The organism is Halobellus rufus (assembly GCF_000739575.1).
Classification (GTDB): domain Archaea; phylum Halobacteriota; class Halobacteria; order Halobacteriales; family Haloferacaceae; genus Haloquadratum; species Haloquadratum rufum.
Window position 1 is genome coordinate 65,643 of sequence record NZ_BBJO01000002.1, and the last position, 16,869, is coordinate 82,511.

Sequence of the window (16,869 nt, forward strand, 5' to 3'; positions counted from 1 at the left end):
CGGCCCGGCGGCAGACTTCGGGGCCGAGGTATATCAGAGAACCGGAGTTTTCAGCGCCTCACTCCTGGTACGCGATCCTGACCTGCTCCCACTTGCCGTTCGATTCGAGGTGCGACTGCAGGGCGTCGGCGTACGCCTGCGTCAGTCGCTCGGCCGCTTCGATTCGTTCCTGATCGGACCCTCCGGTTCCGTTGCCGAGACCGAGTGCTCCCTTGAGCGAGTCGAGGACGCCGCCACCGCCCGACTGGTCGTCGCCGGTCGGCCCGCCCATCTGCGCCATCTGTTTGCGGACGTTGTCCAGTTCCGGCATGATCTGCGGGAGCTTCTCGGTGTCGGCGACGATCCGCGCGTGCTCTGGATCGTCGGCGTGCTCGATGTCCAGTTCGGTCGCCGTCATGATGAGCCCCCACTCCTGGCTCGAAAACTCCGAGCGCTCTACCTGCTCGTTGAACTCGCGGTCGACAGCCATACGATCCCCGACGATGCTGTCGGTCCAATCAGCCATACACGTCTGTTGGTCAGTCGTCGGTTTGAGCGTTTCCCTCACGGCCGTCGGCGTCGTCTCCGAGGAGTGCGTTTTTATCGCCGGCGGACGGGACACAGATATGGACCGCTACGACCTCCTCTATCGACTCTACGAGGAGTACGAGACCGACACGCTCCGCGATCTGCAGAACTTCGTCGACCTCTTTCCGCCCGTCGACTCGCGCGTCGCCCTCGAATACTGGCAGGACGCCAGCGACGAACTCGACGCGCACAAACGCGACATCTCGCAGTCGTTCGCGGCGGGAGAGGCGATGGCCGAGATCGCCGCCCGCGCGACGCGCGAACAGACGTTCACCGCGCTCGACCTCCACTCGAAGTACGGCCGGCGGGTCAACGCGCTCGTCCTCGACGTCGACGAGACGCTCCGCTCGGCCGGCCGGACCGACAACGAGATCCCGCGAGAGACGCTGCACCTGCTGACGGAACTGCACGAGACGGGCATTCCGATCGTGATCTGCACGGGCCAGACGCTCGAAAACGTGAAAGGGTTCATGATCCAGGGGCTGGGAACCGAGTTGGTCCACTCGGGCTCGTTCAGTATCGTCTACGAGGCCGGGACGGGCGTGTTCACGCCCGGCCACGGCTCAGACACGAAGCGGCTCCTCTACGAGACGCTCGACGAGGAGATCCAGGAGGTGTTCTCGCTGGTCCGTTCCCGCGTCCTCACCGCCGCTCCGTCGGAGTTGCGCCGCTCGCTGCACCTCCAGGGCAACGAGTTCAACGTCACGCTGAAGCCGAACTTCGACGTCGGCAGCGACGCCGCCGCGGAAGTGATCGACGAGGCGCTCGTCTACCTGGTCGATCTCCTCGGGCGGACCGTCGCCGAGACGGTCGAGGGCGTCGACGACGTCGGGATCGAGGCCCGAGACGCGGGGGAGACGACCGACCGCCCCGGCGAGTGGGCGCGCGCGTACTACGCCGACGCCGACCCCGAGATCGCGTCGGTACTCACAGCGGAGGAGGCGTCGTCGGAGTGCGACGTCGAGGAGATCCCCAACGAGGTCCGAGAGCGGTTCGAGCGCATCGACGTCGCCTACTACCACGCCGATGCGGCTGAGATCGGCTCGCTCGATCTCGACAAACCGACCGGCGTCCGGAGCGCTCTCGACGTCTTGGACATCGACGACCCGTTCTGCCTCGTGATGGGCGACAGCAAGTCCGATCTGCGGGTAATGGAGTGGGCGCACGACGCCGACGCGGGCCTCGCTGCGGCACCGAGACACGCCTCCGAGTCCGTCCTCGATCACGTCCGCTCGACGGACGACCTCGTCTACGAGCCTGGCGACGCGGGGTCGATTCTGCGCGTGGTCTCGGTGCTGAATCAGCTCACAGCGTGGTCCTGAGTATCGAGGCGAGTCCCCGAAACGTCACAGAAGCGGGACCGACGCGGAGAGTCCCGTCGTGGACTCGAAGGAACCGTGCACCGACAGCGTCGTGCTGTCGGACTGGATCTCGTTGCCCACGTCGCTGCTGATCCGCCACTCGACGACGACCGTGACCGATTCATCGGGATCGAGCCGGATCGACCGCGACGCTCCCGCGGCGTCCGCTAGCGAGACGAATCCGTCGCCACCGACGGCGATCGTCTCACCGTCCCCGGTTTCGATCCGGATTCGGACGTCGAGGTGCTCGGAGAGTTCGCCGACGTCCGGCGTGTCGTCGACGGCGGATTCCGGCTCCGTGATCCCGTTCTCCTCGTCGATCGGCGCACCGACGGCGAACGTCGCCGTGACTTCCTCCTCGGCGGGGTTCGACACGACCGCCGAATCAGAGCCCGTGCTTCCGGGGAGCGCGTCGCCGGTCCCGAAAAGCAGCGTCCGACGATCCGTCTCGTCGCCGTCGGTGCCGTCGCCGTCACCGACGCCGTCGGAGGCATCCGTGCCGTGGCTTTCGGAACCGCCGTCGGGGTGGCCGTTCCCCCCAGCGGGTTCGGCGTCGCCATCTGTGGGCTGCGTCGACTCGACGCTCGCAGCGGCGCTCGCCGACTGACCGTCGTCGGTTCCTCTCTCGTCGGATCCCGCGTCCGAGTCGGACGATTCAGACCCGGTAGCTCCGGCGTCGACCGTCGTCGCGGCCGGGCGGTCGACCAGGAACGCGTAGCCGTCGGCGTCGGTCACCGTGTCGATCACGTCTCCGTCGACGTGAACCCGAGCAGTGACGGAGACGGCTCCCTCTCGACGAGCCGTCGAGCCGGGCGTGTCGACGTCGAAGCCGCTCGATCGGTCCCGATCGAGGTAGACGAACTCGGACCCGCCGACGGCCTCGGTCAGATCGATGGATTCCGCTCCGGCGGGTTCGACCGCGGCGCGCTCGAGGACGACCCAACTCCCGTTCGGCAGCCGACTCCGGACGACGATGTCGACCCGATCGACCGGCCGGTCGAGCGTCACCGTCCCGCCGAGCCGTCCGGCCACGACGCCGACAGTCCCGTCGTCGTCTCGCACGTTCGCTGGATCAGACGCGGTCACATCGATCTCGGTAGCCGATCCTCGTGCGTCGCTCGCGCCCGGTGGTTCGAGGTCGCCGGGGCCGCCCTGAAGTGTGTCGACGAGGAACCCCGGGCTCGCGCCGACGATCACGACGGCCGCGACTGCCACGACGAACAGCTGTGTCCCGGTGACAGAAATCGGGAGGTCCGCTGCGCTCATTCGATCACCACCCGCGAGAGCGACGCCGACTCCCCGTCGGGGGTCGATGTCGCCGTCGCCGTGGCGGTCGTCGTCTCGGTCGTAGACGCCGTTTCCGTCTCGTCGTCTTCAGTCGGTTGGGGGGCTTCTGTCGTCGTCTCATTGCTGCTTGTTCCTTCGTTACCGTCGGGTTCTGGGGGGTCACTGGGCGTTTGAGTCGATTGGTTTTCGGGCGTCGACGTCGACTCGGGGCCGCCGGCGTCTGTGGTCGAATTGGTCGCCGTCGACGACCCGTTCGTTGCGGTCGTTTCGCTCGTTTCGTTCGTTTCGTCCGTCGACGGCTCGTTCGACGCAACCGTCTCGTTCGTCGAACTGCTCGCGTTGCCCGATTGCACCTCCGAGACGGTATCGTCGGTCGCGTTCTGCGCCGTCCCGTTCACCGGGGCGGAACCGTTCGCAGTCACCGACTCGTTTCCGGCGCTGCTCTCGGCGGCTCCGCCGTCGGTACCGTTCCCGGCGGTTCCGTCGCCGACGGTCGATCCCGAGTCGGCCGTCGCGTTCGACTCGTTGGCGACGAACAGCCCGAACGGGCTGAAGCCGTCCGTCGTCGCTCGGAGCTCGTACCAGCCGTTACGCTCGTCGACGACAGTCGTCTCGAAGTACGTCCAGTCCGAGCCGTCGTCGTGGCCGATCACGACCGCCTCGACGGCTCCGGCGGACTGTTCGACCCACTGTTTCGAGACCCAGACCGAGACGTGCGCGCAGCCCTCGCCGTCGACGTCGAACTGTTCGATCAGCTCCGCCTCCGCGTCGCCGTTCAGCATCGCCGGCTCACAGGTGTCGATCGGTTCGACGTGGAACGCCGACACCGGCGACTGCTCGACAGACACCTCGACGCTCACGTCCTCTCGATCGGACAGGAGCGCGGTGGTCGCCGCCCCGGAGGCCGACGCGACGAGCGCGAGCGCGAGCACCGCTGCGAGCGCCTGCGAACGGTCGATCGGGAGCCGTAGACTCCGGGTCATTGGTTCCCCCCTCCGGGATTCCCCGGCTGGCCCGTTTCGACGCCGCCGTCGGCCTCCCACTTCAGCCAGTGCTTCCCGGGACACGGGTCGCTGTTGCGCCGTGGCGGGTCACCGCTTTCGGGGTACTCGCCGTCCTGTTGGTCGTACGTGGCGACGAGCGAGAGATCGTCGCTGTGCCCCCCGGTGGTGACGCTGAACGGCGTCGACTCGCCGTCGTACGCGAAGACGTCGAGGTTCGTAGCGTACTTCAGCAGGACCTCGTCGACGTGGTCGGGAATCTCCGTGACGTCCATCGTCGCCGTTCGTCCGCTGTCTCCGCACTCTCTCGTCTCGAATTCGACGTCGGCCTCGTCGATGGGGTCCTCGCCGCAGAACGCCACGAAGCTGATGTCCTCGCCGCACTCCGTCGGCGAATCCGACTGACAGCCCTCGCACTCCGATCGATCGAATCCGAACTCCGCCGGCGCGTCGAGGTTCCGCGCCTGCACCGCACGGAACTCGAAGTCGAACGCGACGTCGTCGTCGACGGGGGTCCGTGGCGTCCACGAGACCGTGACCGTCCACGACTCCTCGGCGGGCAGTGCCTCCGGCGAGAGGAGACCGCCGGTGGCGAACTCGTCGCGGAACGACCCGAGCGTGCCGTCGAAGAGCACGGACGGATCTCCTTCGGGACGATCCAACTCGACGCGGACGTCGAGGTTGGGTTCGATCGGCTCGCACGTCGGACACGGCGTGAGCAGCCAGACGTACGCGGGATTGCTGTCGACCGAGAGCTCGAACTCGGCGGTCTCCGTCTCGTTGACACCGATCGACGCGGTGTAGGGACCGTCTTGCCACGCCGTCGGCCGCAGCACGTCGACGTCGAGATCCAGCGTTCCGCTCGTGAACGACGCGCTGACGCGCTCTTCGTCCGTCAGGAACGCGGCGACGCCGCTGCCGGAGGTGGCCGCTGCGCCCGCGGCGACGACGCCGTAGAGCACCCCCCGCCGGGACAGACGACGCCCGCTGGGAGAGTCCGATTGGGGCTCACGCATCGGACGACCCCCCTTCGCCGCGGTTCCCGACCGAACCGAACGTGGAGATGTCGGAGTCGAGATCCGAATCTCCCTCGTCGGTTTCGGCCGCTCGATTCTCCCTTCGGGCGGTTCGACAGTATCCGAAGCGACAGTTTCGCGTCCCGGCTCGCCGACGTCGTCAACTTCGGTGTCGGCGTCTTCCGGTTCGCTGTCGTCGTCCGCTCCCGTATCGTCCTTTTCTCCGCGTTCGTCGTCCGCTCTGCTCTGCGCGCCGCTGTCTGGGTCGTCCTCACTCTCCCCATCGTCGATCCGCTCGCCGCCGTCGGCCTCGATGCCCCGTTTCGGGGCTATCGGCGACGGCGTCTCGGTCCCCTCGGAAGCGTCCTCGTCAACCCCGGAATCAGCCGTCTTCGAGCCGCTGCTTCCGGCGTACAGCCCGGTAACGAACAGCAACGCGATCCCGGTCGCGATCGCGGCCGTGATCGACCACGCCGCTCGCATCGTGTACGCCACGTACGCGCTGTACGGGAGATACAGCGCGAAGACGAGCCCGAGCAACTGCAGGCTCGATCTCGTCAGCGTGATCGACCCGTTGGACTCGGCGTCGTCCTCCGATCCCGCTCCTTCGGCAGCGCTCGCGGCGGTACTCGGAGCAGCGTCACCGCCATCGCTCGTGGCGGCGCTGCTCGTCTCGGCGCTGTCAGCTCGATCGGTACCGGCTGCGCTCGCCGCGGCGTTCGAATCCGTTCCGTCTCGAACCGACCGCAGGAGCGCGCGGAGTTCAGAGAGCGTGAACAGCGCCAGCGGCGCGACGACGAGGGCGACGAACCCCACGGTCGTGTTCGCGAACCGGACGACGTAGCCCAGGAACGGGATTACGAACAGCACTTCGCCGAGTACCTGCTCGTGGGGGATCGATCCGGGATCTGGGTCCTCGTTGGCGTCGCCTTTCGTCTGGTAGGCGACGCCGCCGTCCCGTTCGATCACGTCGACCACGCGGTGCGTCGTCGGCGTCTCGCTGTCCGTTCGATAGGTGATGATCTCTCGTTCCTCGATCTCCCCGCGGTCGGCTTCGCGGACGATGATCGCGTCGCCCGGCGACATCGCCGGTTCCATACTCCCCGAGAGCACGACGAACCCGTGGTCGGCTCCGACGACCTGGGGGAATCCGTAGACGACGAACGGAACGACGACGGCGAGCAGGACCAACACGCCGACGACGTTTGCCGCCGTTCGAAGGGAATCGCGATCACGGAGCCCCATCTGTGACCTCCCGTCCGGGTCGCGGATCCGCGGCGCTCGCGACGCTCGGATTCGTAGAGCTCAGGCAAGACGAACGACTCGCAGTCGGTTCTAGCCCGCCGATAGCACGATGTTCCCCGTTCACAGGTGTCCGAACCGCGGTATCGGGCTTAGCTATCGGCCGATTAGCCCGCGCTCGCTCCACGATAAACGGGTGTTTACCGGTCGGGACGCGGACCGAGCGAACTGGCCGACGCCGGCAGCGACGGGGTAACCACCCGTTAACGAGCGTTCGTGAACGGAACGCGACTCGCGGAGGGCGGAGTCTCGCCCGCACCCCTCGATGAGCGTCGCAACCGCTCGCGACGGGGCGTGGACCGTCCGGCCGACAGCGACCGCGTCGTCTTCCTGTTTTGCACATCGGCGTTCTCCTGTTCGGTCGTCGTCGATCGCCTCGCGGCTCAGACCGACTCCTGTTGCTCGTTGTGTCGGCACTGCTCGGCGTAGAAGCCGAGATCGAACGCCACGCTGTCGCTTTGGACCTCGTTGCCGACGTCGGTCGGGAGCCACCAGGCGAGACCGAGGTAGTGGTCCGTCGAGGCCTCGAAGCAACAGTCGCCGTCGCCGTTTCCGCCGTTCCCGCCGTCGGTCGATACGGCGAGACAGAAACTCACGTGGCTGATGTCCTGACCCGTCGGGGTCTGGAGTTCGGTGTCCTCGTCGCTCATCGCGCCGATTGCACCGTCGTCTTCGGTGAAGTCGTCGTCGCCGTCGGCGTTGTCGTAGCTGTAGACGTTCGCCCCGGCGCTGCCGCCTTGGCCGCCGCCTCCCTTGACGATCACTTTCGCGACGCAGTAGCCGTCGTCGCTGTCGATCTCCCAGTCGGTGACAGTCTGATCCCCCTCGACGATCTCCGTCGTCACCGTGATGTCTCCGTACGGAGTTTCGTACGTGGTTTCGCCGTCGTCCGGAAGCGGCCCCTCCGGCGCTTCGTCGGTCTTAACGCCCTGGATCAACCCGAAGTCCGTGCACTTGGGATTCTGCGGGATCTCGAAGTCTGTCGGTCCGTCCGTCTGTGGCGTGTCGATCGTGACGGTTTCGCCCAGCGTATGGACCGAGTCGTAGTCCTTCTCGTCGGGACAGTCGCCAGCGGGCGGTTGTACGATCGACCCGCCATCGTCGGGACAGAGCTGAACGCCACCGTCGCCTTCGAGGAACAACAGCAGCTCTCCGATCGAGAGTTCGGGCGTCAGATACCCGGCGTCGTCGGGCTCCTCGCCGTCGACTTCGACGACGTTGTCGCCGTCGTCGTACCAGAGCCGCGTGCGAATGGCGTCGAGCAGTTCGCCGTCGCTTCCGGGCTCTTCGACCGTGCCGTTCTCCTCGTCCGAGGCGGCTTCGGCCTCCGAGACGCCGTTCTCGTCGTTGGCGACGAGCGAGCCACGCAGCCACACGTATCCGGGGTTGTCGCAGAGGTGGTAACTCAGCGTGAGTTCACCGAAGTCGCCGGGCTTGACGTCGTCGAGGCTGACGAGGGGTTTGACACCGTCTTCCTCGTCGTACGTGTCACCGTTGTTCGTGCGGAGCGCCCCGTCCGCGGTCGGGTCCATATCCTCGCTCGTGTCCGCGCCGTCCTCGCAGATGTAGCCGACTCCGCCCTCGGTCGTCTCTCCGGGTTCGGCGGCGAAAGCGTCCTGCACGCCGTCGCCGTCGACGTCGGGGTACGCCTCGATGGACGTGTTGTCCATATACGCCGAGAGATCGTCTCGGTGCACCCAGACCATAGGATTCTCGGGATCGGGGAGGCCGACGTACTCCGTCGTGTCGGAGGGCTCCGTTCGCGTCACGTCGAGTCCGCTGGTCGGATCGTCGAAGCCGTCGTAGAGCTGCGGGTAGGAGTAGTGCTCCTGCCAGTCGACCTTGAGGTCGAGCGTCCCCGCGGCGATGGTGTTGTTCTCGAAGCTCTCGGTGTCGCTGAAGAAGGCGCTCGTGCCGAGGCCAGCGCCCGCCGAAGCGACGCCGATTCCGCCGATGCCTGCCAATACGTTCCGTCGGGTGAGTTCGAATTCGTCTGTGGACATAGCTGTCTGATTGATCGATCGTCGAGCGATCGATCCCCCGGTCGTGGGGAAGACCCATCGGCGGAATCGAACCGCCGCCGCGCGAGGCGGGCACCTGCGTGGATCGGGAATCCTGTGGTTCACTGAAGTTGTTTCGAGGTGTCTCAGTCGTCAGTCGGCCCTGCGCCGTCGTTGTGGCGGCACTGCTCGGCGTAGAAGCCGAGATCGAACGTCGCGGTGTCAGACTGGATTTCGTTGCCGACCTCAGTCGGTATCCACCACTCGAAGCCGAGGTAGTGTGTTCCGGTCGAGTAGCACCCTCGCGACTCTGCGGTGGGATCGCCGCCGAGTTCGTCGAAGTCGTCGCCCTGATCTCCGTCGAGAGGAACGCCGTTCCCCGACGCGAGTTCGGAGAGCACCTCGCGGAGGCTCCCTTCGAGGAAGACCTCCTCGTCGTTTTGGAGGGCGTTGTCGCCGTCGTCGTACCAGACGCGCGCGCGGACCCGATCGGTGAGTTCGACGTCTCCGGTCGTGGGTGCGCCGGGGCTCTCCTGACAGATCTGCTGCTGGAACTCCTCTAACCCCGTCTGGTTGTACACGAACGAGGTGCGGAAGCTCGTCGTCTCGCCCGGAGCGAGCGAGCCGAGGCTCCACTCGAACGTGAGTTCGACGTCTTCCGTTTCGAGATCCGAATCGTTCGGATCCTGCGGTGGCCAGACTTCGTCGTTGTCAAACGTCGGATCATCCGAAGAGAAGTTGCTAACGCCGTCAGAGTACGTCGAGAAGTGGTGGTTCACGCTCGTCTCTTCGGCCGTGAATCCGGCGAAGATGTCCGACCCCGTCGTTTCCTGGTAGATGAACTCGCAGTTCGTTTCGGGGTCGAAGAAGTACCGGCCGACGTTGTTGCTGATTCCCCCGATGTCGTAGTCGACGTACTGGGAGAGACGCAGATCGTCGAAGGTAGCGCCGCTCCCGCTCGGGTTCGAAACCTCGTACTCGACGCGGAGAATCGGTTCGGTCGCGTCGAGCGTCACGTTCCGATTGACTTCGAGGTCGACCGTGGTCCCACCGGAAGTCGGGACGGGGTAGGAGATAGTTGACGTGGCGGTATCGCCCGCTGGAACACTCGACGGGAACGGGTCGGTAATGTTGCCGCTGGGTAACTGGCTCGACTCGATATGAGTTCCCGAATCGCCGTCCCTGAAGCCGTACTCCTCGAAGAACAAGGTTCCCTCTCCATTGTACGAGAACCCACTCGAACCGAGTTCGCCGACCGTGACGTTGAGGTTCGAATTACTCGTATTCACGTCGAGGTTCCCGTCGGGATCCGGCGGCGATCCCTTCTCCTCGGCCGCCGCCGATTGTGACGCGAGCGCCAGTCCGCCTGCAGCGGCTCCGGCAGCCCCGGCACCCTTCCGAACGGCTGAGCGCCGGCTGTTCGCTTCGATATCGGCTTCCGAACCTGCCCGGTCGCCGTCGCCGTCACCATCGTTCCTCCCGAGAGCCGGCACCCCGGCTAGGGCAGCCAACGGCCACAGCGACGACTCCACATTCCCGTCGCCGTTCACCACGGGTTCTCCGTCCTCGTCGGGGCTCTCGGCCTCGGCTTCGTTGATGCCGTTCTCGCTCTCGCTGACTAGCCCGCCGTTCAGCCAGACGTACCCGGGATTATCGCAGAGGTTGAAGCTGAACGTGATCTCGCCGGAATCACCGGGTTTGACGTCGCCGAGGCTAACGAGGGTGTCCTGGTCGCCGAAGACGTCCTCGGGCAGTTCGTCACCACTTGCGAGGTCCTCGCACGCCAGGTCGATCGGGCCGGGGTTCTGGAGGTCGTACTCGTTCCCGTCGGCGGTCGACTGGAGGCCGTCCCCGTCGTGGTCGGGGTAGGCGTTCACCGGAACGAGGCCGTCCGGCCCGTCGTAGGTCTGTTGCCAGTCGACCTTGAGATCCAGCGTCCCCGCCGTGATCGTGTTCTCCTCGAACGATTCCGTATCGCTGAACAGCGCGCTCGTGCCGAGGCCGGCACCGGCGGAAGCCGCGCCGATGGCTCCGATGGAGCCGAGCACTTTGCGCCGCGTCAGATCGAATTCTGGTTCTTCCATTGTCATCACCGAAACTGTCGTCTGACAGTCTGTCCCCGTCTGGGGAATCCCACCAGCGGAATCGAACCGGCTGCGGCCTCACGTGGCCGGCGACCTGCGTGGGAAACGCCCGGCTCACTTACGCTAGGAACATCTCTTCGAATTCATCTCCACAGGTGCAGGCCACCCCGCCGCAGACGAGCAGTCCGACCGGATTGTCGCCACCGTTCTCGAGGGGCGCGTTCACGACTTCCGCGATGAGCGTGTGCTCGCCGGTCGTGATCGGTCCCCCGATCATCTCCGTCGACCAGTAGGTCTCCGTGTCTTGGGGGCCGCCGATCGAACCGATCTCGTTCTCCTCGGCGACGGAATCGAGGTAGAACGTCGCTTGGTTGTCGGTGGCGGCTTCGAGTGCCAGCATACACGGACCTTCGCCCGCTGGCGTCTCCTGGAGATCGACCTCGAACGTGGTCTCGAAGGTGTACGTGCCTTCAGGGTCGATATCGCCGTTCGCGTCGGTGTTCCCTTCGTCAGGCGGGGCGATCCATTCACAGTCGTTGGCTGGATCGATCCACCGATTGTGGGGCGTCTGCACTTCCGCAGGCCCGGTCTGGGGGCCGGACGAAACCGTCCAGTCTTTGACACCCGTGCTCAGGTCGAGGTTGCGCGGGTCACAGCCGTCGTTGTGCCGACACTGCTCGGTGTAGAAGCCGAGATCGAACGCCAGCGTGTCGCCTTGGATGACGTTGCCGACGTCGTCGGGGACCCACCACCGGAAGCCGATGCAGTACTGCTCGTCCCCGTCGAAACAGTTCCGCGAGACCCCGTTTTCGGCGATGTTGAAGCCGTTGATCCCGTCGTTGCTCAGCGGAATCTGCCCGTCGGTGTACTGGAGTTCCTCGCGAGCCTCTGCGAGCGTGACGTCCTCGTTGTGAACGCCGTCGCCGACCCCGAGGATGACTGCCTCGCCGTCGTCGAGTTCGTTGTCGCAGTCGGCGTCGTACCAGATCTCGACGTACATATTCTCCGCGAGTTCGCCCTCGTCGGGTTCTGGCTCCGGCTCGGGGGTCTCCCCGGGCCCCTCCACAATATTCTCCAGTCGCATCCAGAGGTACCCGGGGTTGTCACAGAGATGCAGCGAAAACGTAACCTCGCCGCTGTCGCCCGGTTTGACGTCATCAAGTTCGATGAGGTGCTCCTGTCCCTCGATCGGACCCGGTTCGGGGCGGTTGGGTGAATTGAAGACGCTCGGAATATCGAGTTCCGAGCCACTCTGCAGCTGTCCACATTCGAGGGTCAACGGCGAGCCTATGTCGTACTCGTTATCATCGTCGGTCGACTGGAGACCGTCTCCGTCGTGGTCGGGGTAGGCGTTCACCGGCACCATCCCATCGGGGCCGGAGTACGTCTGTTGCCAGTCGACTTTGAGGTCGAGTTCACCTGCGGTGATCTTGTTGTTCTCGAACGATTCCGTGTCGCTGAACAGCGCGCTCGTACCGAGGCCGGCACCGGCCGAGGCCGCACCGACGGCTCCGATGGAGCCGAGCACTTTGCGCCGCGTCAGTTCGAAGCTTTCGTCTGCCATTCTGATCACTCCCCACCTCCGGGGAAAACCCACGGACGGAGTCGAACCGCCCGACGCAACCTGCGTCGCACCGGCGTGAGTGAGGGGCGAGGCCAGAGGCCTCGCTGACTGGATTGATTCAGACAGGTTCGGAGTCCTCGACCTCCGGTCCGGAGCCGTCGTTGTTCCGGCACTGTTCAGTGTAGAACCCGAGATCGAAGCTCACGGAGTCGCCTTGGACCTCGTTGCCGACGTCGCGCGGAAGCCACCACGCGAAGCCGACGAAGTGATTGACGCTCGGGGGGAAGCACTCGCGGCCCTCGCTGGTCGGATCCCCACCGATCTCCTCGAACTGGCTAGCCCGGTTGCCGTCCAGCGGGATGCCGTTTCCGGACGCCAGCGCGGGAAGATCACTCGCAAGCGTGCCGCGGCGGAACACCTCCCCGCAGAACGCTCCGGAGGTCATATCTCCGAAGTCGTAGTCGTACGACTCGCCGCCGAGCGTCATCGCGTAGGTATCCGTGATACTGCCGTCCGTTCGGTCGATGACGACGATCTCGTCGTTATCCCGATCGGAGCCGACGAGGTTTCCGGTGCCGGCGTCGAGAACTGCGAGACCGGTGATCCGCTCGTCTTTCTCACCGATGTTGCTCGCATCAACCGGTTCTGCGGTCGGATCGCTGCTCGGTTCGTCGACCTTGTAGAGACCGTCCGCGTCGGTGTTCGCCGTCCAGATGTACATCGTCCCGTCCGAGGAGAACACGAGATCGGCTCCCGAGAGGTCGATGCCGGTGTCGCCTTGGGAGGTAGCCGAGGGCCCCGACGGATCGACGGTGTAGAGCTCGTCGGTGTCCTGACTCGCCGCCCAGAGCGTTCCGGAGGGCGAGTAGCCGGCGAGGACGATGCCGCCGGGATCGCCAGAGATCGCACCCTCGTCGGTGAACATGTCACCGTCGACGTCGTACGTCCCGAGGTGTCCGGACTCCTTGTCGTAGAACAGGATCTCGTCGCCGTTGGGCGTCGCCGCGATCGCGTCCGTCTGATCGAAGTCGTCGTCGCTGTACTCACCGGGACCGAGGAGTTCTGTCAGTTCGGCATCGCCGTCGTCAAGCGTGACCTCGAACAGCGTCGTTGGGTCGGTTCCGCTGTCGACTAGGTACAGCTTCTCCTCGCAGTTCGTCTGGAGGACGTTGTCGCCGCGGGAGTCGTACCACCAGACGGTCCGGATCTTCTCGGCGAGGTTCTCGTCGTTTTCGCCCTCAGGTTCGGGGTTCGCGCCCCCGTCCTCCGAGACGTTCGCCGCCTGCAACCACACGTAGCCGGGGTTGTCACAGAGGTGGAAGCTCAGCGTGAGTTCGCCGAAGTCGCCGGGCTTGACGTCGTCGAGACTGACGAGCGGTTTGACTTCTTCGTCGTACGTGTCGTCGTTATCCGTTCGGAGGGCACCGTCCGCAGTCGGGTCCAGATGCTGCGGGAGGTCGGCTCCATCCTCACAGGCATCGTAGACGAATTCCCCGTTATCGCCCACGTACTGCATCTCCTGGACGCCGTCGTTGTTCGGGTCCGGGAACGCCTCGATCGAGGTCGCGGTCATGAACGCCGGAATGTCGTCCTCGTCGATCCAGATCTGCGGGTCTTCCGGATCGGGGAAGCCGACGGAGCCGTCCTCGGGATCGCTGTAGCTGACGTACTCGCCGCCGCTGGAGCCGTCGTAGTAGTGCTCCTCCCAATCGACTTTGAGATCGAGCGTGCCCGCCGTGATGGTGTTCTCCTCGAACGATTCTTGGTCGTTGAACAGCGCGCTCGTGCCGAGGCCGGCTCCAGCCGAGGCTGCACCGATGGCTCCGATGGAGCCGAGCACTTTGCGCCGCGTCAGATCGAATTCGTGTTCTGTCATCGTGGTGTCCTCGCGTTCGTGACCGTCTCAGCCGCGGTCGCTGCCCCCACTCGGGGGAAAACCCACCGGCGGAGTCGAACCGCCGCCGCGCGTAGCGGGTACCAGCGTGGGTTGGACCGGAGAGGTGTGAACCGTTAGCTCCGCTCAGGCGTCAATACGGAACTTCAGACCCTCTTCACCGGGCGAGCCGTCCCAAGTGAAGGTCACCTCACCCGTGATACTCCCCTCGTCGGCGATTCCGCCACCGGCGATGAAGAGGTAATTTGTGTCTCCATCGGCACTCACGCTAGCAGCACCGCTCGGCGTCTGTCCGTTCACTTCGACGTTCTCGACGGACACTTGACCGTCACTAGCGCCGACACCGATGGCGGCATCGTCGTCGGATGGAGCGACGTCGCTAGTGCTGAGTGTGTCTCCGCCAACCTCTAACGTAGTCTCCGTTCCGTCGTACGATAGCTCGAACTCCTGTGCTACGCCGCTTTCCCAGCTGTGACCGCCCTGTGCCTCAGGAGCGTCCGACGCGTCGCGGATGTCGAGCTCGCGAAGACCGGTTCCAGTCCCCGGATCGTTGTCACCGAAGCGGCCGCGTGCGTTCAGGCTAGGTGAGAAATCACGGCGGTCCTTGGCGTAGCCTTCCTCCACTTCTCCCTTGAGGCAGGGGTTGTGCGTCCCATCGGTGTGGCGAGATTGTTCGGCGTAGAATTCGAGGTCGAACTCCATCGAATCCGACTGAATCTCGTTGCCGACCTCCTTCGGGACCTTCCAATCGATGCAGACACACGGGTTATCGCTGCCTCCGTTGTCGTTCTCGTCGCCGGTTCCGGCGAAGGGCTCTTGGTCGCCCGCTTCGGCGTCTCCGTCACCGGTCCCGTCGAGCGGAATGCCGCCGTCGAGCAGGTCGAGGAGTTCGTTGAGCGTGCCCTCGAAGATAATGTCCCCCTCGCCGTCTTCGATTAATTCGCCCTCGTCGTCGAGCTCACAGTACCGCATCTCGACGTCGATGTTCTCTTCGAGTTCGCCCTCGCCGTTTTCGTCCTCGGGCTCGGGTTCGGTGTACTCGTTCTCTTTCGTACTCGTGAGTTCGCCACAGGCCCAGAGATACGCCGGATTGTCGTCGATAGTGAAACAGAATCGCGAGTACCCACAGTCGCCCGGTTTCACGTCGTCAAGTTCCTGGCTGATCTCCGTGCCTTCGCCGTTGACCGTAACCGCGTCGTCGCTCTCCTCACCGTTCACTTCGCCGGTGAAGCTGTTGATCGTGTAGCTCCCCGCACTCCCCTGGTCCTCGTGGACCACGTAGTCGACGGCGAGATCGAGCGTCCCCGCCGTGATCATATTATTCTCGAACGATTCCGTGTCACTGAACAGCGCACTCGTTCCCAACCCAGCGCCCGCAGAGGCGACGCCGATGGTTCCGAGCGCGGTCAATGCTTTCCGCCGCGAGATCTCGAACTTCTCTGTCATGGTTTGCGCTCCCCCGTCCGGGGGATGCCCACCGGCGGAGTCGAACCGCCGCCGCGCCGGCCTCGATGGCGGAGCCGACGCGGACCCCGGTGTGGGTCGTCCACACCCAACCTCACCGGAGATACCTCCATAGCTAATTGCGAGTTTGTTGAGCTAACGCCCCGATCGAGCCGCTAACGGCCGATTTTCGACGAATAGATGCCACAAAACAAGTCAGAACACGGTTCCGCAGTCTCGATCTGTGTGAGCGAGAGTACGAACGCATTACTGGCCACGTGCTCACAGAAGTCACCGTATACCGAGATTCGGCGCTCCAGTAAGGCGCTAGTAACGCGTCTTAACGGCCGATTCAACCGAATAGCCGAGAATTAGCCGAACCCATTACTATACTGTCACCTCGTCACCCGCAGTATGGGAGCCATACATGAGCTATTCAGCGATTCAGCCCGAGCATCGTCTTTCGGAGACGGACATTCACGACCTCCTCAGAAACGACCGGCGGCGACAGACGATCAAGTGCCTGCAGTCGCAGGGCCGGGAGGTGATGCTCCGCGACCTCGCCGAGGAGATCGCCGAGCGGGAAACGGGGGAGTCACCGGCACCGCGGAACATCCGCGACAGCGTGTACATCTCGCTGCACCAGAGCCACCTCCCGAAACTCGACGACGCGGGGGTCGTCGACTACGACCGCGACCGGAAGACCATCTCTCTCTGCAAGCACGCGCGCACGGTGGACGTCTATATGGAAGTCGTCACGAAGTACGGGATGACGTGGGCCTCGTTCTATCGCACGGTCGGCGTGCTGTCGCTGTTCTTGGTCGTCCTCTCGCTCGTCGACGTCCCCGTCGTTTCAGCGATCGGACCGCTGGCGATCGCGACGGTGGCGCTCGCGGCGCTGGCGGGGTCGACGCTGTACCAACTGTGGTCGCGTCGGTGGGTCTTTCTGAACCGGCTGGCGTGAACCGCGTCACTCGTCGGCGTCGTCCGGGATCTCTTCGGGCGGTCGGTCCTCGGTCGCGAGACCGAAGTATCCGGGCTCGTCGCCGACCGGGTCGTTGATCACTAACTCGTCGGTGTGCGCCATCAGCCACGGGACCGTCCACGTGACTACCCGGTCCTCGGTGTCCGCGTCCAGCGGAGCGTCGGGGTCGAGACCCTGGAGCAACCGAGCGATCTCCGGAACCGTGTACATCAGCTCCGGATCGAGCACGTCCTCGGGATCGTACAGTTGGTAGGGGTACAGCGTCTCGAAGGCGGACTTCGGTTTGGGCATAAGAAGGGGTACTCCGCGGAGGTGAAAAGTTCCGTCGGGTCGGCGGAGCCGCGGACCGAGCCGCCGCTGCCAGT

Annotated in this window: 12 protein-coding genes; 2 read left to right on the plus strand and 10 right to left on the minus strand. The window is 64.9% G+C overall.

Features of this window, described 5'->3' with window-relative positions; all coding sequences use genetic code 11:
- Positions 1 to 58 precede the first annotated feature (58 nt).
- A complete protein-coding gene (locus ACP99_RS00960) occupies positions 59 to 505 on the minus strand; it encodes a DUF5799 family protein (RefSeq protein WP_049984803.1) in 447 nt (148 codons plus the stop codon).
- 100 nt (positions 506 to 605) lie between these two features.
- Between ACP99_RS00960 and ACP99_RS00965 the strand changes: the two genes are divergently transcribed.
- Complete coding sequence (locus ACP99_RS00965; protein WP_049984932.1) at positions 606 to 1,889, plus strand: HAD family hydrolase; 1,284 nt, start codon at positions 606 to 608, stop codon at positions 1,887 to 1,889.
- 24 nt (positions 1,890 to 1,913) lie between these two features.
- Here ACP99_RS00965 and ACP99_RS00970 read toward each other — a convergent pair whose 3' ends face one another.
- From ACP99_RS00970 to ACP99_RS01005, 8 genes are all read right to left on the minus strand, one after another.
- Positions 1,914 to 3,194, minus strand: a complete 1,281-nt coding sequence (locus ACP99_RS00970) for a hypothetical protein (protein ID WP_049984804.1) — start codon at positions 3,192 to 3,194, stop codon at positions 1,914 to 1,916.
- On the minus strand, positions 3,191 to 4,198 hold the full coding sequence (locus tag ACP99_RS00975) for a PGF-pre-PGF domain-containing protein (RefSeq protein ID WP_049984805.1): 1,008 nt from the start codon (positions 4,196 to 4,198) through the stop codon (positions 3,191 to 3,193). Before ACP99_RS00975 ends, ACP99_RS00970 begins: the two co-directional genes overlap by 4 nt.
- Positions 4,195 to 6,477, minus strand: coding sequence for a signal peptidase I (locus ACP99_RS00980; protein WP_049984806.1), 2,283 nt, complete (start codon positions 6,475 to 6,477; stop codon positions 4,195 to 4,197). The genes ACP99_RS00975 and ACP99_RS00980 overlap by 4 nt, the downstream gene beginning before the upstream one ends.
- A gap of 440 nt (positions 6,478 to 6,917) precedes the next feature.
- Positions 6,918 to 8,537: a SipW-dependent-type signal peptide-containing protein gene (locus tag ACP99_RS20730; protein WP_049984807.1), complete on the minus strand. Its 1,620-nt coding sequence runs from the start codon at positions 8,535 to 8,537 to the stop codon at positions 6,918 to 6,920.
- Positions 8,538 to 8,680: 143 nt separating this feature from the next.
- Positions 8,681 to 10,624 (minus strand): SipW-dependent-type signal peptide-containing protein, encoded by a 1,944-nt coding sequence (locus ACP99_RS19770; protein WP_156105570.1) that lies wholly within the window; start codon positions 10,622 to 10,624, stop codon positions 8,681 to 8,683.
- A gap of 112 nt (positions 10,625 to 10,736) precedes the next feature.
- Positions 10,737 to 12,182, minus strand: coding sequence for a SipW-dependent-type signal peptide-containing protein (locus ACP99_RS00995; RefSeq protein WP_049984809.1), 1,446 nt, complete (start codon positions 12,180 to 12,182; stop codon positions 10,737 to 10,739).
- A gap of 118 nt (positions 12,183 to 12,300) precedes the next feature.
- On the minus strand, positions 12,301 to 14,058 hold the full coding sequence (locus ACP99_RS20735; protein WP_049984810.1) for a SipW-dependent-type signal peptide-containing protein: 1,758 nt from the start codon (positions 14,056 to 14,058) through the stop codon (positions 12,301 to 12,303).
- Positions 14,059 to 14,202: 144 nt separating this feature from the next.
- Positions 14,203 to 15,522 carry a choice-of-anchor W domain-containing protein gene (locus ACP99_RS01005; protein ID WP_049984811.1) on the minus strand — a complete coding sequence of 440 codons (1,320 nt, stop codon included), beginning with the start codon at positions 15,520 to 15,522 and terminating at the stop codon, positions 14,203 to 14,205.
- A gap of 424 nt (positions 15,523 to 15,946) precedes the next feature.
- Between ACP99_RS01005 and ACP99_RS01010 the strand changes: the two genes are divergently transcribed.
- Positions 15,947 to 16,483, plus strand: a complete 537-nt coding sequence (locus ACP99_RS01010; RefSeq protein ID WP_049984812.1) for a DUF7344 domain-containing protein — start codon at positions 15,947 to 15,949, stop codon at positions 16,481 to 16,483.
- Between the two features lie 6 nt (positions 16,484 to 16,489).
- Here ACP99_RS01010 and ACP99_RS01015 read toward each other — a convergent pair whose 3' ends face one another.
- A complete protein-coding gene (locus tag ACP99_RS01015; protein WP_049984813.1) occupies positions 16,490 to 16,795 on the minus strand; it encodes a DUF5827 family protein in 306 nt (101 codons plus the stop codon).
- Positions 16,796 to 16,869: the final 74 nt, after the last annotated feature.

Coding starts and splice junctions, on each gene's coding strand:
- ACP99_RS00980 (WP_049984806.1), bottom strand. CDS start 6,477: ATGGGGCTCCGTGATCGCGATTCCCTTCGAACGGCGGCAAACGTCGTC.
- ACP99_RS00960 (WP_049984803.1), bottom strand. CDS start 505: ATGGCTGATTGGACCGACAGCATCGTCGGGGATCGTATGGCTGTCGAC.
- ACP99_RS01010 (WP_049984812.1), top strand. CDS start 15,947: ATGAGCTATTCAGCGATTCAGCCCGAGCATCGTCTTTCGGAGACGGAC.
- ACP99_RS00995 (WP_049984809.1), bottom strand. CDS start 12,182: ATGGCAGACGAAAGCTTCGAACTGACGCGGCGCAAAGTGCTCGGCTCC.
- ACP99_RS19770 (WP_156105570.1), bottom strand. CDS start 10,624: ATGACAATGGAAGAACCAGAATTCGATCTGACGCGGCGCAAAGTGCTC.
- ACP99_RS20735 (WP_049984810.1), bottom strand. CDS start 14,058: ATGACAGAACACGAATTCGATCTGACGCGGCGCAAAGTGCTCGGCTCC.
- ACP99_RS00965 (WP_049984932.1), top strand. CDS start 606: ATGGACCGCTACGACCTCCTCTATCGACTCTACGAGGAGTACGAGACC.
- ACP99_RS20730 (WP_049984807.1), bottom strand. CDS start 8,537: ATGTCCACAGACGAATTCGAACTCACCCGACGGAACGTATTGGCAGGC.
- ACP99_RS01015 (WP_049984813.1), bottom strand. CDS start 16,795: ATGCCCAAACCGAAGTCCGCCTTCGAGACGCTGTACCCCTACCAACTG.
- ACP99_RS00970 (WP_049984804.1), bottom strand. CDS start 3,194: ATGAGCGCAGCGGACCTCCCGATTTCTGTCACCGGGACACAGCTGTTC.
- ACP99_RS00975 (WP_049984805.1), bottom strand. CDS start 4,198: ATGACCCGGAGTCTACGGCTCCCGATCGACCGTTCGCAGGCGCTCGCA.
- ACP99_RS01005 (WP_049984811.1), bottom strand. CDS start 15,522: ATGACAGAGAAGTTCGAGATCTCGCGGCGGAAAGCATTGACCGCGCTC.